General features: G+C 62.5%; 12 protein-coding genes. 4 read left to right on the plus strand and 8 right to left on the minus strand.

Annotation, left to right across the window (positions count from 1 at the left end):
- Positions 1-161: 161 nt before the first annotated feature.
- Positions 162-1019, minus strand: a complete 858-nt coding sequence (gene apbC / locus AC1VXC_RS10625) for an iron-sulfur cluster carrier protein ApbC (RefSeq protein ID WP_481539410.1) — start codon at positions 1017-1019, stop codon at positions 162-164.
- Between the two features lie 179 nt (positions 1020-1198).
- Here apbC and AC1VXC_RS10630 point away from each other — a divergent pair, with 179 nt between their 5' ends.
- Together AC1VXC_RS10630 and AC1VXC_RS10635 are read left to right on the plus strand one after the other, a co-directional pair.
- The gene (locus AC1VXC_RS10630) at positions 1199-3232 is read left to right on the plus strand and encodes an alpha/beta hydrolase family protein (protein WP_481539409.1); all 2034 of its coding nucleotides are present in this window, start codon (positions 1199-1201) and stop codon (positions 3230-3232) included.
- Between the two features lie 147 nt (positions 3233-3379).
- Positions 3380-6247, plus strand: a complete 2868-nt coding sequence (locus AC1VXC_RS10635; RefSeq protein ID WP_313173561.1) for a TonB-dependent receptor plug domain-containing protein — start codon at positions 3380-3382, stop codon at positions 6245-6247.
- A gap of 90 nt (positions 6248-6337) precedes the next feature.
- On the opposite strand, the gene AC1VXC_RS10640 is transcribed toward AC1VXC_RS10635, so the two are convergent.
- Positions 6338-7939 carry a phytoene desaturase family protein gene (locus AC1VXC_RS10640; RefSeq protein ID WP_481539408.1) on the minus strand — a complete coding sequence of 534 codons (1602 nt, stop codon included), beginning with the start codon at positions 7937-7939 and terminating at the stop codon, positions 6338-6340.
- A gap of 167 nt (positions 7940-8106) precedes the next feature.
- On the opposite strand from AC1VXC_RS10640, the gene AC1VXC_RS10645 reads away from it, so the two are divergent.
- The gene (locus tag AC1VXC_RS10645) at positions 8107-10203 is read left to right on the plus strand and encodes a M13 family metallopeptidase (RefSeq protein WP_481539412.1); all 2097 of its coding nucleotides are present in this window, start codon (positions 8107-8109) and stop codon (positions 10201-10203) included.
- Between the two features lie 294 nt (positions 10204-10497).
- Positions 10498-12507, plus strand: coding sequence for a M13 family metallopeptidase (locus tag AC1VXC_RS10650; protein WP_481539407.1), 2010 nt, complete (start codon positions 10498-10500; stop codon positions 12505-12507).
- A 333-nt stretch (positions 12508-12840) separates the two neighbouring features.
- Here AC1VXC_RS10650 and AC1VXC_RS10655 read toward each other — a convergent pair whose 3' ends face one another.
- The 6 genes from AC1VXC_RS10655 to AC1VXC_RS10680 all read right to left on the minus strand — a co-directional run bounded on the left by AC1VXC_RS10655 (position 12841) and on the right by AC1VXC_RS10680 (position 18944).
- On the minus strand, positions 12841-13485 hold the full coding sequence (locus AC1VXC_RS10655; protein WP_313494469.1) for a rhomboid family intramembrane serine protease: 645 nt from the start codon (positions 13483-13485) through the stop codon (positions 12841-12843).
- A gap of 41 nt (positions 13486-13526) precedes the next feature.
- Positions 13527-13871, minus strand: coding sequence for an MGMT family protein (locus tag AC1VXC_RS10660; RefSeq protein ID WP_313173557.1), 345 nt, complete (start codon positions 13869-13871; stop codon positions 13527-13529).
- Positions 13871-14806, minus strand: a complete 936-nt coding sequence (locus AC1VXC_RS10665; protein WP_481539920.1) for a DMT family transporter — start codon at positions 14804-14806, stop codon at positions 13871-13873. The genes AC1VXC_RS10660 and AC1VXC_RS10665 overlap by 1 nt, the downstream gene beginning before the upstream one ends.
- A 305-nt stretch (positions 14807-15111) precedes the next feature.
- Positions 15112-16464, minus strand: coding sequence for a glutathione-disulfide reductase (gene gorA, locus AC1VXC_RS10670; RefSeq protein ID WP_481539919.1), 1353 nt, complete (start codon positions 16462-16464; stop codon positions 15112-15114).
- A complete protein-coding gene (locus AC1VXC_RS10675) occupies positions 16461-17711 on the minus strand; it encodes an NAD(P)/FAD-dependent oxidoreductase (protein WP_481539918.1) in 1251 nt (416 codons plus the stop codon). The genes gorA and AC1VXC_RS10675 overlap by 4 nt, the downstream gene beginning before the upstream one ends.
- Before the next feature lie 27 nt (positions 17712-17738).
- Positions 17739-18944: a DUF418 domain-containing protein gene (locus tag AC1VXC_RS10680; RefSeq protein WP_481539917.1), complete on the minus strand. Its 1206-nt coding sequence runs from the start codon at positions 18942-18944 to the stop codon at positions 17739-17741.
- Between the last annotated feature and the right edge of the window lie 725 nt (positions 18945-19669).

Consider the following 19669-nt stretch of genomic DNA (forward strand, 5'->3'; position numbering starts at 1 on the left):
GTTCACGTTGTGCCGCAGCATGCCTGCGGCCGGGGGTGGTCGATTCTAGCCTAGAGCCGGCCAGGAGCCGGCAAGCAATCGCCTGCCAGCAATTTCTGCACACTCTATATAAGGCAAGGCCCGCTGAGCGGGCCTTGCTTGCTACCCAGCTGGCGACTGCCTCAGATCAACGAGGACAGGATTGGAATGCTGGCGCGTGGGCGCTTGGCCAATTCTTCCGCCATCCGCTGCGCCGCCGCCATATAGGCCTTCGCCGCGGCCGAATTGGGCTGCGCAACCACGATAGGCGCACCCACATCACCCTGCTCGCGGATGCCGATGTCCAGCGGCAGCGAGCCCAACAACGGCACCCCGTACTGCTCGGCCATGCGCTGGCCGCCACCTTCGCCAAACAGATGCTCGACATGACCGCAGCTGCTGCAGGTATGCATGGCCATGTTCTCGACGATACCCAGCACCGGCACCTCGACCTTTTCGAACATATTCAAAGCCTTGCGCGCATCCAGCGTGGCAATGTCCTGCGGCGTGGTAACGATCACCGCGCCGGCCACCGGGATCTTCTGCGACAGCGTCAGCTGGATGTCACCGGTACCCGGCGGCAGATCGATCAGCAGGAAGTCCAGGTCACCCCACAACGTGTCGTTGAACAGCTGGGTCAACGCGGAAGTGGCCATCGGACCGCGCCAGATCATCGGGGAGTCCGGCTCGATCAGGAAACCGATCGACATTGCCTCGACCCCGAATGCCCGCAGCGGCTCGATGGACTTGTTGTCCGGGCTCTCCGGCCGCCCGCTCAGGCCCAGCATGGCCGGCACGCTGGGGCCATAGATATCGGCGTCCAGCACACCAACCCTGGCGCCCAGCGCTTTCAGCGCCAAGGCCAGATTCACCGCCGTGGTGGACTTGCCCACCCCGCCCTTGCCCGAACCGACCGCAATCACATTGCGGATACGCGGATGGGGGGAGAGCCCCTTTTGCACACGATGAGTGGCTGGGCGGGACTGATCGTAAAGCTGCATGACGTGAAGAATTCAAAAGAGTTGGCCGAGATAGTGCCACACCCGACTTTCGCGAGAAAAATCAAAGACCCCCCACGTAAAAACAAGCCACAGCATTGACGAAAATACAGCATTCATTCATCTTCGACGCAAATGTGCCACGACTCGGCACATAAGCCACAGCCAAGGACGTCACATCGATGAAACAACTCAAGTGCGCCAAGTTTGCCCTCGCAGCCAGCATTGTTCTGGCTGCGACAACCACCCAGGCCGCCCCAACCCCCTTACCGACGGAGAGCTTTGCGAAGATCCCGGCCATTCAGTCCGTGACAATGAGCGCGGATGGCAAAAGGCTCGTCGCCATCATCGCCGCGCCAGGCAGCAACAATGGCGATACCGCACTGGCCAACTGGGACATGGACAAGCTGGGCAGCGGCCCCACTTCCATCACCCCTTCGGGTGATCGAATGAAGTTCATTGCCGCCAGCGCACTCAAGGCAGGAAAGACACTGGTCATTGGCCGTCAGGAATTCACCGGCCAGTTGTCAGGCTGTGGCGAGGGCAACTCCACTGGCGCCACCAAGACCTTCCTGACCAAAGCCTATCTGACAGACCCAAGCCAAACGAAGTTCGACGAAGCGTTCGCCGACAACACCCGCAAGCTCGGCGTCAGCGAGCAGACACAGCGCTGTCTGGAATTGGCCGGCTCTGCATCGCTGGTCCACTCGCTTCCGCTTGATCCTGACAAAGTCATCATCTCGCAGATGAATGAGTTGACCTTGTCGGCAAATTACTATCTTTTCAACCTTGTCACCGGAAAGACCGAACTACTGTTCCGTGGCGGCACACGTTCCGCACCGGGCCTCTTCCATCCACGGAACGGCGAACTGCTTACCCGCAGCCAGATCGAACCCCTTGGGTCGAACGATTACGAACAGCAGATCCTGATCAAGAACAAGGGCAACGGGCAATTCGACAAGCACGATGCCCTTACAACCAAGCTCAGCGACCGCTACACCATGGAAGTGGCCGGAATCGATGACGCTACGGGCAAGCTCTACATCCTGACTGACAAGTTCTCTGATCAGGTCCAGGCATGGCAGTACGACCCTGCGACCAAAGCCTTTGACAAGGAACCGCTGGCAGCTCACCCCGAGTACCCAATCGGCAACCTGATCCTGGGCACACGCCCAAGCAACTTCAATCAGGTTCTCGGCTTTTACGTAGACGGCCCGCGCCGCGAAGCCATTTACGTCGACCCACAGATGAAGGCACTGAGCGACAGCCTGAAGCAGGCCTACCCAGGGCAGTACGTCAGCATCACGGGCTATAACGACGACCTGTCCAGGGTGCTCTACACCACCAGCAGCGCAAGCAAACCGACCTCCTACTTTGTCCTTACAGACAAGAAGAACGTGACCCAATTGGGTAGCGAACGCCCCTGGATCGACAGCAATCAGATCGGCGAACAACGCTGGATCACCTACACAGCGCGCGACGGCCGCAAGATCCCGGCGATTCTTGACCTGCCAGCAGGCTGGAAGGAGGGTGATGCCACCCTGCCGGCGCTCGTGCACCCGCACGGCGGTCCGTGGGCACGTGATTACACAGGCTGGGACGTATCCGGCTGGGTCCCGTACTTCACGTCCCGCGGCTACGCGGTAGTCCGCCCACAGTACCGTGGCAGCACCGGCTTCGGCCGCGACCACTGGATTGCAGGCGACAAGCAGTGGGGCCTGACCATGCAGGATGACAACGATGATGCTGCCGCCTGGCTGGTTTCCCAGGGCATCGCAGCAAAGGAACGCATTGCCATCTTTGGCTACTCCTATGGCGGTTTTGCCGCCGCAGCAGCCACAGTTCGCAGTCCTTCACCGTTCCAGTGCGCCATTGCAGGCGCCCCGGTGACCGACCTGGCTCGCCTTGGCGTGTCCTGGAGCGAAAACCGCCTCCAGCGCATCCTCCAGGGACAGACGGTCAAGGGCATGGACCCAATGCAGCACACCGCCAACGCCAACATCCCCGTACTGCTCTACGTGGGTGACCGCGATGTACGCACACCCGCCTTCCATGCCCGCGGCTTCTACAACGCGGTCCAAGGCAAGGTAGCAGCCAAGTTCGAATTGATCCCGGACATGCCCCACAGCATGCCGTGGTACCCCCGGCACTACCAGGCAACGCTTCCGCTGATGGAGAGCTTCCTGCGCAGCGATTGCGGCCCGAACGGGCTTTGACCCCCCCTCCCCAGCCCTTCGCCTCGCGAAGGGCTGAATGGGCCTGCAACAAAAATAGTTACAAATGTTTGATATTCACCTTGCATTTACATTACTTGCTACCTAGACTCAGTTAACCGAAACATAACAAGACGGGGAAAAAGCAGCATGCGCAAAGCAAATGGACACACTTCGCCAATTCGCCTGCCTCTGACACTTGCGGTTCTGGCCTGCCTCCAGGCGGCTCCCGCCTTCGCACAGGAAGCCACTACTTCCGAGAGCGACAAGTCAAGTCAGCAGCAGACGAACGCCGGAGCAACTGACCTTGACAAGGTAACCGTCACCGGCTCTCTGCTTCGCCGCGCTGACTACGACACCATTTCCCCCGTCTTCACCATCGAGACCGAGACCAACACGGCACAAGGCCAGGTCAACGTTGGCGAATTCCTGCAGAAGTCCGCCATCGGCGCTGCCGAAACGCAGATCACCCACCAGTTTGGTGGCTTCGTGGTTGATGGCGGTACTGGCGTCCAGACCTTCTCGCTGCGTGGACTTGGCGCCAATCGCACCCTGGTGCTGCTCGACGGCCAGCGTCCCGGCCCGGCAGGCACCCGTGGTGCAGTGGGCGCGTTCGACCTGAACGTCATCCCGACTGCCATTCTGCAGCGCGCTGAGATTGTGAAAGACGGTTCGTCTTCGATCTACGGCTCCGACGCGGTCGCTGGCGTGGTCAACCTGATCACCAAGAAGAATTTCGAGCGCCCTGAACTGACCGTCACCTCGCGCATCCCACAGCACGGTGGTGGCGAAGTATTTGCCGCCTCGCTGGCCAACGGCTGGAACTTCGATAAGGGCAGCGTCGTCGCCGCCGTCGAGTGGTACCGCCATAACGAACTGACCCGCGGTGAGCGAGACTTCCTCAACTGCTCGGAAGATCGGGTCACGGATGCGGACGGCAACCGTATTGACCGCACCGATGCCTCGATCTACGGCCCGCGCCCGTTCTGTCTCAACCTGCAACACAATTACATCGCGGAATACGGCACCGCGAAGGTTTGGGTACCTACCGCAAACGGCAGCACAAACGGTCCGTTCGCTGGCTATGCTCCAAGACAGGACAAGACCTACGCAAACGGCAGCACCCAGGCCTATACGCAGATCCCATCCAACTTCAATCGTTGGGGTGAAGCCCACATCATCAACCGCCAGGAGCGTAAATCCGCTTACTTGGCCGCTGATTTCGGCTTCGATTCGTTCAATTGGAGGAGCCAGTTCCTCTACAACCAGCGCGACACCGAGAACTTCAGCTGGCGTCAGTTCTTCCCCATCCTGGAAGCACCGGGCACCGTGAACGGAATGGCCCAGCCCGTCATGCCGTTCAAATCCATCACCCAGGTCCAGGTGGACTATTACTACCTGGCCAACAAGCTGGATGGTCTGTTTGCCGGTACAGATTCCTGGGGCTGGGAAGTCAATGCGAACTACAGCCGCTCCAGCGGCACCTATCGTAACCTGGGCATTGACACTCGCCTGACTGGCGACCTCAGCTATGAAGATAGTGGTACGCCCGCCGGGAATTTCTTCGACCCAGGCTATCTGAGTGGCGCCAAGGTTGATGAGCTGGTTGATATCCTCGGCATCTGGCACACAGGCAAGACCACCTTTGACCAGGCTACCGTCAATGCCGTTTTCAGCGGTGAATTGTTCGACCTGCCAGCAGGTGCTGTGGGAATGGCTGCCGGCCTGGAGTACCGCTATTACAAGATTGACGATCAACCGAGCCAGGTCTCGCGCGATGGCTTCATCTGGGGCTCCTCCAGCGCAGATGTGACCAAGGGCAATGACAAGGTCAAGGAAGCGTTCGTGGAACTCGAGGTGCCGCTGCTCAAGGGCATCACGGGCATCGAGTCGCTGACTGCCAATGCTTCCGGTCGTATGTTCCAGTACGACTCGGTCGATGGGTCGGACAGCGTGTGGAAGGTCGGCCTCAGCTGGCAGATCAATTCCGCGCTCCGTGTTCGCGGCACCTTGGGCACCTCGTATCGCGCCCCGGGCCTGTATGAGCTGTACCTTGGAAACCAGACCGGGTTCCAGCAACAGACGGCGATCGACCCGTGCATCCGCTGGGGTGAAAAGAGCAATGACCAATTGGCGGCAAACTGCGGCTCCTTGGGTATTGCTCCCGACTACGCAGGCAATGGCTCCAGCGCAACGATTTACACCAGTGGTGGCGCAGGCCAACTGAAGCCGGAAACCTCGCGTGCCAAGAGCGTCGGCCTGGTCTTCACGCCATCGTTTGCAAATCTGAATGTGGCAATCGACTACTTCGACTATGAAGTCAATGACCAGATTGCCTCGCTGGATGCGAGCGACATCGTCGGTGGCTGCTACGGGTCCACGGCGTTCCCGAACAAGTTCTGCGACCTGATGAGCCGTAACCCTTCGACTGATCCGAATGAACCTTTCCGGATTACCGAAGTGCATGCGCAGTACATCAACATCAACAAGCAGCGCACCCGTGGTTGGGACTTGACGGCAAACTGGGAACACGAGTTCGGTTTCGGCAAGTTCACGGTGGATTCGCAGGTCACCTACACGCTGGAAGACGTGATGCAGTTGTTCGACAGCGCGGAGGCCAGCGGCCTGAGCAATTCGGACCAGCTGGGCTTCATTGGCCGTCCGGATCTGGTCGCCAATTTGGGGCTGACCTTCAAGCGTGGCGATTGGAGCTTCAACTGGCTGACCTCGTACATCGCCGAAACCAAGAACAAGGACCTGAAGGAACAGTTCACCTATCTCGGCCGTCCTGATTCCTACCGCGACATCACTGCTGACGCTCGCTACTACCATACTGCGTCGATGACGTACGACCAGTCGGACTGGCAGATTCTGGTTGGCGTGGCCAATGTCTTCGATGCCAAGCCGCCATCAATCTCGACCGGCGCCGGCACGCGTTACGGCAATGTGCCTGCGTTCGCTACGCAGTACGACTACTACGGCCGCACCCCGTTCGTGCGTCTGAAGTACAAGTTCTGATAAGCAGTTGAAGTTGAGTTGCAAGAAGAGGAGGCGACGCAAGTCGCCTCCTCTTTGTTTATCGTTCCTGGTGTCACACAATCGTCCCCGTCAGCACTCGGCCAATAAGGTTTTGGCCGCATTGAACCCCGGCGCACCTGTCACGCCGCCGCCTGGGTGGGTACCTGATCCGCAGAGATATAGCCCTGGGATTGCGCCACGGTAGTTGGCCTGCCCCAACATCGGGCGGGCACTGAACAACTGGTTGAGGCTCAGTGCTCCATGGAAAATATCGCCTCCTATCAGGCCAAAGGTGCGCTCCAGGTCGAGCGGACTCATGATCTGCCGGCCCAGGACGGAGTCCGCAAAGCCTGGAGCGTGCTTCTCTACAGTAGCGATCATCAGATCCGCGACTTCTTCGCGATGGTCGTCCCAGCTGCGTCCATCTGGCAGCTGCGGGGCTACGTGCTGACAGAACAGGCTGGCGACGTGTTGTCCTGGCGGTGCAAGTGAATCATCCAGCGTGCTGGGGATCAGCATCTCGACTATCGGCTCACGCGACCAACCATATTGGCGGGCATCCAGATACGCACGGTCCATATAGTCCAGGCTGGGCGCGATGATGATGCCTGCGGTCAGATGGTCGCCCTGCCCCGGCAAAACGCTGAAATCCGGCAACTTTGACAACGCCACATTCATGCGGAAGGTTCCGGAGCCGCAGCGCCAGTTGGCCATGCGCTCCAACGTAGCCGCCGGAACATCGGCAGGATCGAAAAGCCGCTCGTAGAGAAGCTTCGGATTGACGTTTGCAACGATGGCCTTGCCACGCAGCACTTCGCCATCAGCAAGCACGACACCAATCGCACGCCCCTGCTCGACCAGCACCTTGCTGACGGCAGCATCAGTACGAATCTCAACACCGGCTTCGACCGCCGAACGCGCCATCGCCTGGGTGATCGCCCCCATGCCGCCGATGGCATGCCCCCAGGCACCTTTGATGCCATTGCTTTCACCAAACACGTGATGCAGCAGCACGTAGGCGGTACCCGGCGCATATGGGCTGGCGTAGTTGCCAACGATGCCATCGAAGCCAAACAAGGCCTTGATCGGCGCGCTCTCAAACCAGCGGTCCAGGTATTCGGCGGCGGAGATGGTGAACAGATCCATCAACTCCTGTTGCAAGCCCGGATCCAGACGCTGCAGCTGTCGGCCGAGTTGCCCTGCCTTCCAAAGTTCAGGCAAGGCACGCAGCCAACCGTTGCCGCTGATATTGGGCGGCGCCTGCAGCGCCTGTGCCCGCAACACGTCGGCAAAGATCTCAAGCCGCTGCTCGTACTCGGGCAGGCGCGCGGCATCGCGTGCGGAAAAACGCGCGACCTGTTCTGCCGTGCGTCCGCCACCGGCCAATAGATAGTCATCCTTGCCAAGCGGCAGGAAGTTGTTGAGCTTGCGCGGAACCACCCGCAGACCATGCCGCTCCAGCTCAAGCTCGGCAATCACCTTGGGCTGCAGCAGCGACACCGTATAAGAGGCCACCGAGTTGCGGAACCCGGGATGGAACTCCTCGGTGACCGCCGCGCCCCCAACCACTGATCGCCGCTCAAGCACCAGCACGCGCTTGCCGGCCTTGGCCAGATAAGCCGCACACACCAGGCCGTTATGGCCGCCGCCGATCAGGATCGCATCCCACTGCTTGCTTGATGTCTTGGTCATTCCCGCTGTATAGCACCGGCGAGCGGCTGCCGCCCATAGGAAAGACCCGGGAGCGACCATGACCTTCTACACCCTTTCCTCATCGGTTTCAGGCGTATCTTCCTGCTTCGGTCCCGGCTTCGGGGCCTCACTCATGCTCTGAAATCGGCCTGGAGGCCTTTCCCGTGATCGTTCGCAAACCCCAGATTCTCCTGCTGTCGCTGGCCGTCGCCGCCGCGCTGACCGGTTGCCCCAAGCAGGAAGAGCAGTCCCCGCCCGCCGCCACCGCCGCTGCGCCGGCCGCCACCGAACTGAAGCTGGACGAGTCCAAGCTGCCGGCCTACAACGCCTTCACCGCCACCGACCTGGACCCCAGCAAGGACGCCTGTACCGATTTCGGCGGCTACGTGAATGACAAGTGGCTCACCGCCAACGAAATTCCGTCCGACCGCACCAGCTGGGGCGCCTTCACCATCCTCGACGAGCGTTCGGTGGCCGTGCAGCACCAGCTGGCCGAGCAGGCCGCGGCGATGAAGAACGCCACCGGCATCGAGAAGATCGTCGGTGACTTCTGGGCCTCGGGCATGGACGAAGCCAAGATCAACAGCCTGGGCATCACCCCGCTGAAGGCCGACCTGGCCGCCATCGACGGCCTGCAGGACAGCGCCGCACTGGCCGACTACCTGCGCAGCACCGCCGCCAAGGGCGAGAACTTCCTGTTCGGTTTCGGTCCGGAAGCGGACTTCAAGAACTCGACCATGAACATGGCCTACGCCAGCCAGGGCGGTCTGGGCCTGCCGGACACCACTTATTACACCGACGCCAGCAAGGCCGACAAGCTCAACGCCTACAAGGCCCACGTGGCCAAGGTGCTGGAGCTAAGCGGCGTGGCCGCGGCCGACGCCGCCAAGCAGGCCGAGGAGGTGATCAAGTTCGAGACCCGCCTGGCCAAGGCCTCCAAGTCCAGCGTCGAGCTGTCGCGCGACGTCTCGCTGTACTACAACCCGGTCACCGTTGCCGATGCCGACAAGCTGACCCCGAACTTCAGCTGGACCGAGTTCTTCAAGGCCCAGGGCATCACCGCGCCGGAGAAATTCTCGCTGGCCATGCCCGCCTTCCACCAGGAAGTAAGCAAGATGCTGGCCGATACCGACCCGGCCGCGTGGCGCGCCTACCTGCGCTTCCACACCGTGGACGGTGCCGCACCGTACCTGAGCAATGAGTTCGTGCAGGAGAACTACGCGTTCTACGGCAAGGAACTGAACGGCCAGAAGGAAATCAAGCCGCGCTGGAAGCAGGTGCTGGGCACCATCGAGAACGATGCCGGCGATGCTTTCGGCCAGATGTACGTCAAGGTTGCCTTCTCGCCGGAAGCCAAGGCCAAGATGGAAGTGCTGGTCAAGAACTTGGCCGACGCACTGAAGGACCGCATCCAGAACCTGACCTGGATGAGCGACGAGACCAAGGCCAAGGCCATCGCCAAGTGGGAAACCTTTACCCCGAAGATCGGCTACCCGGACAAGTGGCGTGACTGGTCGGGCCTGAGCACCACCCACGATGACTACCTGGGCAACGTGCGCGCCGCCAACGCCTTCAACTACAAGTGGGCGCTGGGCAAGATCGGCCAGCCGGTGGACAAGACCGAGTGGGGCATGACCCCGCAGACCGTCAATGCCTACTACAACCCGCTGCAGAACGAGATCGTGTTCCCGGCCGCCATCCTGCAGCCGCCGTTCTTCGACCCGAACGCCGACGACGCGCTGAACTACGGCGGCATCGGCGCGGTGATCGGCCATGAAATGACCCACGGTTACGATGACCAGGGCAGCCGCTTCGGGCCGACCGGTAACTTCGAGAACTGGTGGACCCCGGCCGATGCCAAGGGCTTCTCCGGCCTGACCGGCAAGCTGGTCAACCAGTTCAACGAGTACAAGGTGGGCGACCAGAAGGTCAACGGCTCGCTGACCCTGGGCGAGAACATCGCCGACCTCGGCGGTCTGGCCACTGCTTACGACGCCCTGCAGAAGGCGTCGGCCGGCAAGGAAGACGCCAAGGTTGACGGTTTCACCCGCGACCAGCGCTTCTTCTTCAACTGGGCCACCGTGTGGCGCACCAAGTACACCGCTGAAAACGCCAAGGTCCGCCTGGCCACCGACCCGCACGCCCCGGCGCAGTTCCGCGCCATGGGTGCGCCGTCGAACCTGCCGACCTTTGCTGCGGCGTTCCAGTGCAAGGCCGGTTCGCCGATGGTCCGCACCGGCGACAAGCAGGTGGTGATCTGGTAACCGCTGCCCCGCAGTGAGCACCGAAGAAGGCCCGGCAATGCCGGGCCTTCTTTTTGCCCGCGTAACAGGAATGTGGGAGCGGCGTAAGCCGCGAAGCTGAGCAAGCCCAAGACGCCAGAAATCAACGCAAACCAGTCAATACCAGCCGCATCATCCGCAGTGGCTTCGCGGCTCACACCGCTCCCACAACCACCGGTTTTGATGCAGTACCCAATTCCGTGCCCTGCCCCGGCACCAATCCGCCGCCAGCTTGTTAAACTCCGCCCACTTTGTCCTTCTGCGGATATGCACCACATGCCCAACGTTCGCCCACTTACCCTGGCCCTGGCCTTCTCCCTGGTGACCTTGCTGTCCACCAACGATGCGCAGGCCGCCCGCAAGAAGCCTGCGGCACGGGCACCGGCAGTGAGCGCGGCCTGTACGGACTTCTACGAAGCCACCAACGGCAACTGGCTGAAGGCCAATCCGGTGCCGCAGACCGGCGCGGTCAGCGCCCTCGGCACCCTGGCGGACAACACCCGTACCCAGCAGCGCCAGTTGCTGGATCGCGCAATGACCGCGCCGCAGGGCAATGTGCAGAAGCTGCTCGGCGATTTCTGGGCCAGCGGCCTGGACGAGGCCGCCGTGGAAGCCGACGGCTCCAAGCCAATCGCTCCCTTGCTGACCCGCATCAACGCCATCAAGAAGGCCAAGGACATCCCGGCCTCGATCGCTGCGCTGCATCAGGTCGGCATCCCGGTGGCCTTCAACTTCGCCCCGGACGTGGACCTGAAGGCGCTGGACCGCCACATCGGTTACTTCATGCAGGGCGGCACCGGCCTGCCGGACCCGGCCTTCTACACCCGTACCGATGCTGACACCGTCGCGCTGATGGGCCGCTACCGTGGGTATGTGAAGCAGATCCTGGCGCTGACCGGCACCCCGGCTGCGCAGCTCGATGCCGAATCGGCGCTGGTCATCCAGCTTGAAACCGAACTGGCACGCAGCGCCCACTCGGTGGCCGACATCAACAACCCGTTCAACAACTACGCACCGGTCGCCACCAAGGACCTGAACAGCCGCTACCGCAACCTGCAGCTGGATGCCTTCCTGAAGGCCCAGGGTGTGAACGACGACCTGGTGTCACTGGCCGATCCTTCCCTGTTCCAGCAGCTCAATGGCATGGTCAGCCGCCTGCCGGCCAATCAGTGGAAGGCCTACCTGCGCTGGCGCGTGGGTGACGCGATGGCCCCGTACCTCTCCAAGGCCTACCGCGACGCCGAGTTCGAGTTCCGTGGCCGCGTGCTGCGTGGCCAGATCATCGCGCCGTCGCGTCCGGATGCCGTGCTCGACGCCATCAACGTGGCCGCCGGCCCGATGCTCGGCCACGAATACGCGGCGACCTACCTCAACCGCGACACCCGCCGCCAGGCCGGCGTCATGGTCGACCAGGTCCGCGAGGCACAGATCGCTGCCGTCAAGCGCAGCAGTTGGCTCAGCGCCGAGGCCAAGACCGAAGCCGAGGCCAAGCTGGCCGCGATGAAGATCGAGATCGGCACCCCGCTGCGCGACCTGGACTACACCGTGCAGCCGATGGGCCGCGGCAGCTTTGGCGGCAACATCCTGATCGCCTCCACCTGGCGTCATGCCCAGGAAATGAAGCGCATCGGCAAGGGCAACGCCGACCGCCGCTGGGACGTGCTGCCGCAGCAGCCTTCCATTGCCTATGACATCGCCCAGAACCGCCTGATCGTCACCGCTGCCGCACTGCAGGGCCCGATTTTTGCCAGCAACGCCAGCAATGCCGAGAAGTTCGGTGCCTTCGGCGGCCTGGTCGCACATGAAGTCAGCCGCGCGATCGACGTCAAGGGCGCGATGATCGATGCCAAGGGCGAACTGCGCAGCTGGTGGACACCGGCCGACAAGAGCGCCTGGACCCTGCTCGGCAATCGTGTCGCCGCGCAGTACAGCGCCTACCCGTTCCCGGGCGTCAAGGATGCCAAGGTCAATGGTGAGCTGACCCGCGACGAGAACATGGCCGACCTGTCGGGCATGGAGATCGCCTGGGAGGCATTCAGTGCCGCCCAGGCCGATGCCAAGCAGACCGACAAGCAGGACTTCTTCAAGGGCTGGACCAGCCTGTGGGCGCAGCAGCTGTCGCCGAACGAGGCACTGCAGCGCCTGCGTACCGACGTACGTGCCCCGGGCCGCTGGCGCAGCAATGCACCGCTGTCCAACCTGCCGGCGTTTGGCGCCAGCTTCAGCTGCAAGCCGGGCCAGCCGATGCAGCGTACCGACGCCGAGCAGATCAGGATCTGGCGTTGATGCGGTATTGAAGCAAGCAAAAAGGCGCGGACTCCGCGCCTTTTTGCACTCTTACTGTAGTGCCGAGCCCTGCTCGGCAGGGGCTTTACCGGTGAGGCCCCTGCCGAGCATGGCTCGGCACTGCATCTTTCGGCTCTGGTGGTAGAGCCCCTGCCGAGCATGGCTCGGCACTACATCTTTCAGCTCTGTTGGTGGAGCCCCTGCCGAGCATGGCTCGGCACTACATCTTTCGGCTCTGTTCGTAGAGTCCCTGCCGAGCATGGCTCGGCACTGCATCTTTCGGCTCTGTTCGTAGAGTCCCTGCCGAGCATGGCTCGGCACTACAGTTGCCTGTTATTTGACGCGGCGCAGGTGTGGGCCGCGCTTGTTGAACGGCGGTTGGCCGCGCCAGTAGCGGATCAGCAGCCAGCCAAACAACATGCCGCCGAGATGCGCGAAGTGGGCTACGCCCGGCTGCCAGCCGGTGAAGCCCAGCAGCAGTTCAATCGCACCGAACACGATCACGAAAGTGCGTGCCTTCATCGGGATCGGCGGGAACAACAACATCACCCGCTGGTTCGGGAACAACATGCCGTAGGCCAGCAACAGCCCGAACACGCCACCGGAGGCGCCCAACACCGGGTTGTATTCACCGGCAAATGCGGCCACCAGCAACTGGCACAGGCCGGCACCGACCACGCAGACCATGTAATAGGTCAGAAAGCGTTTCTCACCCCAGGTCATTTCCAACGGCGCGCCAAACATGAAGAGCGCCAACATGTTGAAGAACAGGTGGCCGAGGCCGCCATGCAGGAAGCCATAGCTCAACAGCTGCCACGGCTCAAACCCCGGGGAGTCGGCAAAGAACTGCTGCGAACCCAACGGCCACAGCATCAACTGGGTAAAGATGCCCGCCGTTTGCGGCAACTGCTGCAGCAGGAACAGGACGACGTTGGCGATCAACAGCGTCTGGGTGATCTTGGGTAGGCGCGGGAACATGATGGCATCCGGGGAAACTGGCTACATCATAGCCGCAGCGGCTAGCCAGGGCCCCAGATCGCCTCGTCCAGGCTGCGCGGCGGTTTGGGCCGCTTCACCCTGCCGTTCTCCACCGCCACGCCCTCGGCCCGCAGCCGCTGGCTCTGTTCGCGCCAACCGCGCGAGCCCTCCGGCATTGCGATGCGACCGTCCGAGCGCAGCACTCGATGCCAGGGCAGCTCCGGGTCCTCATTGTTGCCCAGCAGGCGCGCCACCAGCCTTGCCCTTCCGGGCAGCCCGGCCTTGGCCGCCACTTCGCCATAGCCAAGCACCTGCCCACGCGGAATGGCACGAATCGCCTCGAGGATGCGTGCATGCCCGGCGGCGGCACTGGCCTCCGGGCTCATCACTTCTTCTTCGCCACGCCGCTGCCCACCAGCAGCACGCCCAGCAGCACGCCCAGCAGCACCAGCACCGTCCCGGCGCTTTGCCAAATGCCCATCGGTTCGTCGAGCAGCCATACGCTGAGCACAATCGTGGAAACCGGCCCCAGCATACTCACCTGTGCGGCCAGCGAGGAACCAATCCGCTTGACCCCGATCATGATCGCCAGCACCGGCAAGACGGTACAGACCGTGCCGTTGAGCAGTGACAGCCAGTACACCGGCGGCGCGTACTCCCACAGCGCTGCCCACGGCTGGAACAGCAGGTATTGGCCGATGCACAGCACGCAGGCCACCATGCTGGCATAGGCGGTCAGGCGCACCGCACCGATCCGTGCCACCGCCTGACCACTGCCGAACAGATACACCGCATAGCTCAGCGCACTGGCAAACACCAGGGCCGAGCCGATCAAGGTACGCCGGCCTTCGAGCTGGATGTCATGGCCGAAGGCCAGCAAGACACCCAGATAGCTGACCAGCAAGGCAGCTATCTGGATGCGGGTGGGCCGTTGTTTGAGCATCACCAATGCGATCAACACCACCAACGTGGGGCTGAGATACAGGATCAGCCGTTCCAGCGTGGCGCTGATGTATTGCAGGCCAAGGAAATCCAGATAGCTCGACAGGTAATAGCCACTGAAGCCGAGCAGCAGTACGCGCCAACGATCACCAGCCGACAAGGGTTGCGCACGCCTTGCCGCCCACATGCCCATGGCGATGAAGAACGGAAACGCGATCATCATCCGCAGCGCAAGCAAGGCGGTGGCATCGGCACCATGCCGGTAGGCGAGTTTGACGATCACGGCCTTGCCGGAAGCAGCGATGGCGCCGGCGGCCGCCAACAGCAGACCACTGATCAACAAGCGACGCGAGCTGGTGGGTAGTGTTGGCGTGGCCATGGTTGCCTCGCGCTGGTTTGGAGCAGTCACGCTGTTACGGCATCCGGGGGAGATGGCTTTCTATTATGGACGCCAAGGGATTTGTACGGGCTGGCGGGTAGGACCAAGTTTCTTACCGGAGAAGAAGCAAGATCAACTGCACCCCTCCCCAACCCTCCCCTTGCCTACGGCAAAGGGAGGGAGCAACGGCCGAAGCATTGTCGGCGACTGCAGGATCAGCCTCCTCCCTTGCGCGCAGCGCAGGGGAGGATTGAGGAGGGGTGCCTTTGTGCTGTTGCTGTTGCTTTTGCTGCGGCCCACTCACCTCAGCGCATCAGAACAACTTCCTCAGCCGAGGTCGGATGGATCGCCACCGTCTCCTCCATCTGCCTGCGCGTCACCCCGGCCTTCACCGCCACCGCAAACCCCTGCAGGATCTCGTCGGCGCCCTCGCCCAGCAGATGGATGCCAACCACCTTCTCGTCCTCGCCAACACAGACCATCTTGAACAGGCTGCGCACTTCACCCTGCCCCAGCGCCTGCAGCATCGGCCGGAAGCGGCTGTAATAGGTGCTGACCTTGCCAAAACGCTTGCCCGCCTCTTCCTCGCTCAGACCGACACTGCCCAGCGGCGGATGCGCGAACACGACGCTGGGAACGTTCTCATAATCGAGCCTGGCCTGAGACTGCCCGCCCAACACGCGGTCCATCAGCCTGCGCGCGGCAGCAATCGCAACCGGCGTCAGGGTCACCCGACCGGTAACGTCGCCAACCGCATAGATGCCGGGTACCGAGGTGTTCTGGTAATCGTCAACTTCGACCTGGCCCTTCTCGCCCAGCTTCACACCTGCCCGTTCCAGGCCCAGCCCCTGCGTGTTCGGGCCGCGCCCGGTCGCGAACAACACCGTGTCGAACACCGCCTGCTCGGGGCCGTTGTGCAGCTGCGCGCGGATCTGCGCGTGCTGCCGCTGCAACGCTTCCACCTTGCAACCGAAGTGAAGCTCCACGCCTTGCAGCCGCAGGTTTTCCGCCAACTGGTCCGCCACTTCCGCATCAAACTTGTCCAGCAGACGCTGCCCACGTACCAGCAACGCAACCTCGCTGCCCAAGGCGCGCAGCACCCCGGCCAGCTCCACCGCGATGTAACCACCGCCTATCAAGGCGACGCGACCGGGCCGCGCCTGCAGCGCGAAGAAATCATCCGAAACACCACCCAGCTCGGCCCCGGGCAAAGTCGGTTTCAGCGGATGCGCGCCGGTGGCGATGACGATGTGTTCGGCCCGGAACTGGGTGCCGTCCTCGCACTCGACGGTGTGCGCATCAATCAGATGCCCACGATTGCTGATCCGCACCACCCCGGTTTCATCAAGCCGCTTCTGATAGCTGGAGTGGATATTGGTGATGTACTGCTGGCGTCGCTCCAGCAGTGTCGACCAGGCCAGCCCCGGCTCCGCCGGCACATCGAAACCCATCCGCCGCGCCAGTCCAATGCGCTCGGCCAGGTCCGCGGCCAGCCACATCGCCTTCTTCGGCACGCAGCCCACGTTGACGCAGGTCCCGCCCAGCGGCGCGGGCTCCAGCATCGCCACCTTGGCGCCGTAGGATGCTGCGCGGAATGCGGCAGCCAAGCCGCCCGAGCCGCCCCCCAGTACCAGCACATCGTAATTGCGCGCACTCATTGGAAACGCTCCACACGATACGGTGCAGGGTCGATTGCGGGCGCCCGCCCGGTGATCAAATCAGCCATCAGTTGTCCGCTCCCGCTGCTCATACTGATGCCGAGCATGCCATGACCCGCTGCTAGCCAGACGTGAGCATGCAAAGGTGAGCGCCCCAATATCGGCATGTCATCCCAGGTCATCGGCCGCCAGCCGTACCAGCGCTCATGGATGACCTCACCAATTGGCTGGCGGAGATACTGCCGTGCTACCTGTTCCAGCGCCTGCAGGCGGGTTCCATTCAAACGCGGGTCCTGCCCGGAAAACTCCATGGTGCCGCCCAGGCGCATCTGCTCCGCCCAGGCAATGACAAATACCGAACGGTCCTTCAGTACCACCGGCCGGCTCGGCACCTGCACCGCGCAGCTGCCGGTGATGGAATAGCCCTTGCCGGCCTGGATGGGCGCGCGCAACCCCAATCGGGCAGCCAGCCGTGGCGACCATGCACCGGTCGCCAATACCAGCTCGGCGGCATCGCGGCGGCCTCGATTGGTCTGCACGCGCACGCCGTGCCCGTGCGGTTCGAATGACCGCACCGAGCAGTCTTCTTCGATCAACACGCTGCGCGCGCGCAGTATCCGTCCCAGCTCGGCGGTGTAGCGGTCAGGGCGCAGACTGGCATCGCCCGGGAAACGGATCGCGCCAACCACGCCATCATTGAACGCGGGCTCAGCACGGAGGTACTCACCGCCATCGATGATCTCGGTGGCGATACCCAGCTCGGCCAACGCGCCGCATTCGGCCGCATGGACGTCGAAATTGCGCTGCTGGCGGAACACATAATCCAGACCCTTTTCGGCGAACTCGCAATCCAGCTGATAGTGCTGCACCCAATCGGCCAGACGGTGCCGCGAGTCGTTCAACAATGCGGCGCGCCCCTGCGCGCTGCGCAGCCAGTCGTGTCGATTGCAGCGCGCAGCGAACTTCAGCAGCCAGCGCCAAAGCGCGGGATCAAGGCGCGGAGGGATATACAACGGTGCCTGCGGCGACAGCATCCAGCGCAAGGCGCGCAGCGGCACGCCCGGCGCCGCCAGCGGCGGTGCGTGGCTGGGAGTGATGGTGCCGCAGTTGCCGTGCGAGGTCGCGCCGCCAAGTTTGCCAGCGTCAATCACCCGCACCTGCCGGCCCGCCTCGCTCAGCGCCAGCGCAGTGGCCAAGCCGGTCGCACCGGCGCCAACAACAAGGACGTCGTCTTTGGGGGAGTTCACCCCCCGGATTTTAGTATCCCGAATGCATCAGCGCCGAAGTGGTGGCAATTGCAAGTATGTGAACCCACGCCACAGCCACTCTACCGGGCCATACTGGAAACGTCGCAACCATAGCTGGCTGAGCAGCACCTGCAAGGCGAACAGTGCAACCGCGAACAGCAGTTGCGCGGCGCGCCCCATTTGTTCGAACCAACCCAGGCCATAACCATAGAAGACCAGCGTGCATAACAGGGACTGCCCCAGGTAATTGCTCAAAGCCATGCGCCCGGCCGGCGCCAACCATTGCAGATGGCGACTCCAGCGCACACCCCATGCGAGGTAGCCCAGACACATCATCAAACCGGCAACCGCCGTCAGCGCATAGGCACCGGCACTACGCATATCGAATCGCCCCGGCGCGTTATACGGATGCAACCAGACACCCAGCAGCATCACCAACAGGCCCGCCGGTAACAGCAACCAACGCAGTCCTCCCCACAGCCGCGGATAGCGCGCGGGGTCGGCGATGGCGCCACTGCGCGCGAACCACGCGCCGATCAGGAACATGCCCAGCACCTGAGGGCCCACGACCAATAGCGCGCCCAGTGACGCCCCCACGTCTCGCAGGCGCTGCGCCACCGCCTGCAGGTAACTGCCATGCGCGTACGCCTGCCGCTGCGCTTCGATCGCATTCACCGCAGCAGCGGCCTGTGTGCTTGCGGCATCGGCGGGGGCGAACTGCATCAAGGCTCCCAGCAGCAACATCAGTACAGCTGCGCCCAGATAGGCCAGTGTCCCCAATGCCGGCAACCAACTGCGCGGGGCCTCGCGAAAGGCCAGCAATACGAAGGACAGCAGCGCATAAGCAACCAGGATGTCACCTGACCACAGCAGCAGCGCGTGCAACACACCGATGATCAGCAAGCCCAGGCTGCGGCGCAGGTAGAAGCGGGTGAAGTCGCGCCCGGCACTGCTAGCCCGCTGAGCCATCACCGCGAATCCGGCACCGAACAACAGCGAGAACAGGGTAAAGAACTTGCCTTGCACGAAGACATAGACGAAGGCATCGGCCCAGTAGTCGCCCCCCTGCCAATGCGGATCGATGCCGGTGAAGGACATGTCCAACGGGCCACTGAAGGCTTCCATGTTCATCAGCAGGATGCCGAACAGGGCAAAGCCGCGGAGCACGTCCAAGGTGGCGATGCGCTCATTGGCCGCCACAGGCTGGAAAGCAGAAGTAGACAACGACAACATCCTTCAGCAGCAGGTGCGCGATTAGAGCATGCCGGAACAAGGTAGTGCCGAGCCATGCTCGGCAGAGGCTTTCCCGATAACGCCGCAACGGCTGCCCTCACCCCAACCCCTCTCCCGCAAGCGGGAGAGGGGCTTTAAGCAAAAGCGGGATCTGTAGTGCCGAGCCATGCTCGGCAGCGGCTTTACCGATAACGCCGCAACAGCTGCCCTCACCCCAACCCCTCTCCCGCAAGCGGGAGAGGGGCTTTGAGCAAAAGCGGGATCTGTAGTGCCGAGCCATGCTCGGCAGCGGCTTTCCCGCTAACACCGCAACAGCTGCCCTCACCCCAACCCCTCTCCCGCAAGCGGAAGAGGGGCTTTGAGCAAAAGCGGGGTCTGTAGTGCCGAGCCATGCTCGGCAGCGGCTTTAACGATAAAGCCGCAACAGCCGCCCTCACCCCAACCCCTCTCCCGCAAGTGGGAGAGGGGCTTTGAGCAAAAGCGGGATCTGTAGTGCCGAGCCATGCTCGGCAGCGGCTTTACCGATAAAGCAGCAACGGCTGCCCTCACCCCAACCCCTCTCCCGCAAACGGGAGAGGGGCTTTAAGCAAAAACGGGGTCTGTAGTGCCGAGCCATGCTCGGCAGAGGCTTTCCCGCTAACACCGCAACAGCTGCCCTCACCCTAACCCCTCTCCCGCAAAAGGGAGAGAGGCTTTGAGCAGAAGCGGGGTCTGTAGTGCCGAGC

It is taken from the genome of Stenotrophomonas sp. STEN033, assembly GCF_056856655.1.

Coding starts and splice junctions, on each gene's coding strand:
- apbC (WP_481539410.1), bottom strand. CDS start 1,019: ATGCAGCTTTACGATCAGTCCCGCCCAGCCACTCATCGTGTGCAAAAG.
- AC1VXC_RS10630 (WP_481539409.1), top strand. CDS start 1,199: ATGAAACAACTCAAGTGCGCCAAGTTTGCCCTCGCAGCCAGCATTGTT.
- AC1VXC_RS10635 (WP_313173561.1), top strand. CDS start 3,380: ATGCGCAAAGCAAATGGACACACTTCGCCAATTCGCCTGCCTCTGACA.
- AC1VXC_RS10640 (WP_481539408.1), bottom strand. CDS start 7,939: ATGACCAAGACATCAAGCAAGCAGTGGGATGCGATCCTGATCGGCGGC.
- AC1VXC_RS10650 (WP_481539407.1), top strand. CDS start 10,498: ATGCCCAACGTTCGCCCACTTACCCTGGCCCTGGCCTTCTCCCTGGTG.
- AC1VXC_RS10655 (WP_313494469.1), bottom strand. CDS start 13,485: ATGTTCCCGCGCCTACCCAAGATCACCCAGACGCTGTTGATCGCCAAC.
- AC1VXC_RS10660 (WP_313173557.1), bottom strand. CDS start 13,871: ATGAGCCCGGAGGCCAGTGCCGCCGCCGGGCATGCACGCATCCTCGAG.
- AC1VXC_RS10665 (WP_481539920.1), bottom strand. CDS start 14,806: ATGGCCACGCCAACACTACCCACCAGCTCGCGTCGCTTGTTGATCAGT.
- gorA (WP_481539919.1), bottom strand. CDS start 16,464: ATGAGTGCGCGCAATTACGATGTGCTGGTACTGGGGGGCGGCTCGGGC.
- AC1VXC_RS10680 (WP_481539917.1), bottom strand. CDS start 18,944: ATGTTGTCGTTGTCTACTTCTGCTTTCCAGCCTGTGGCGGCCAATGAG.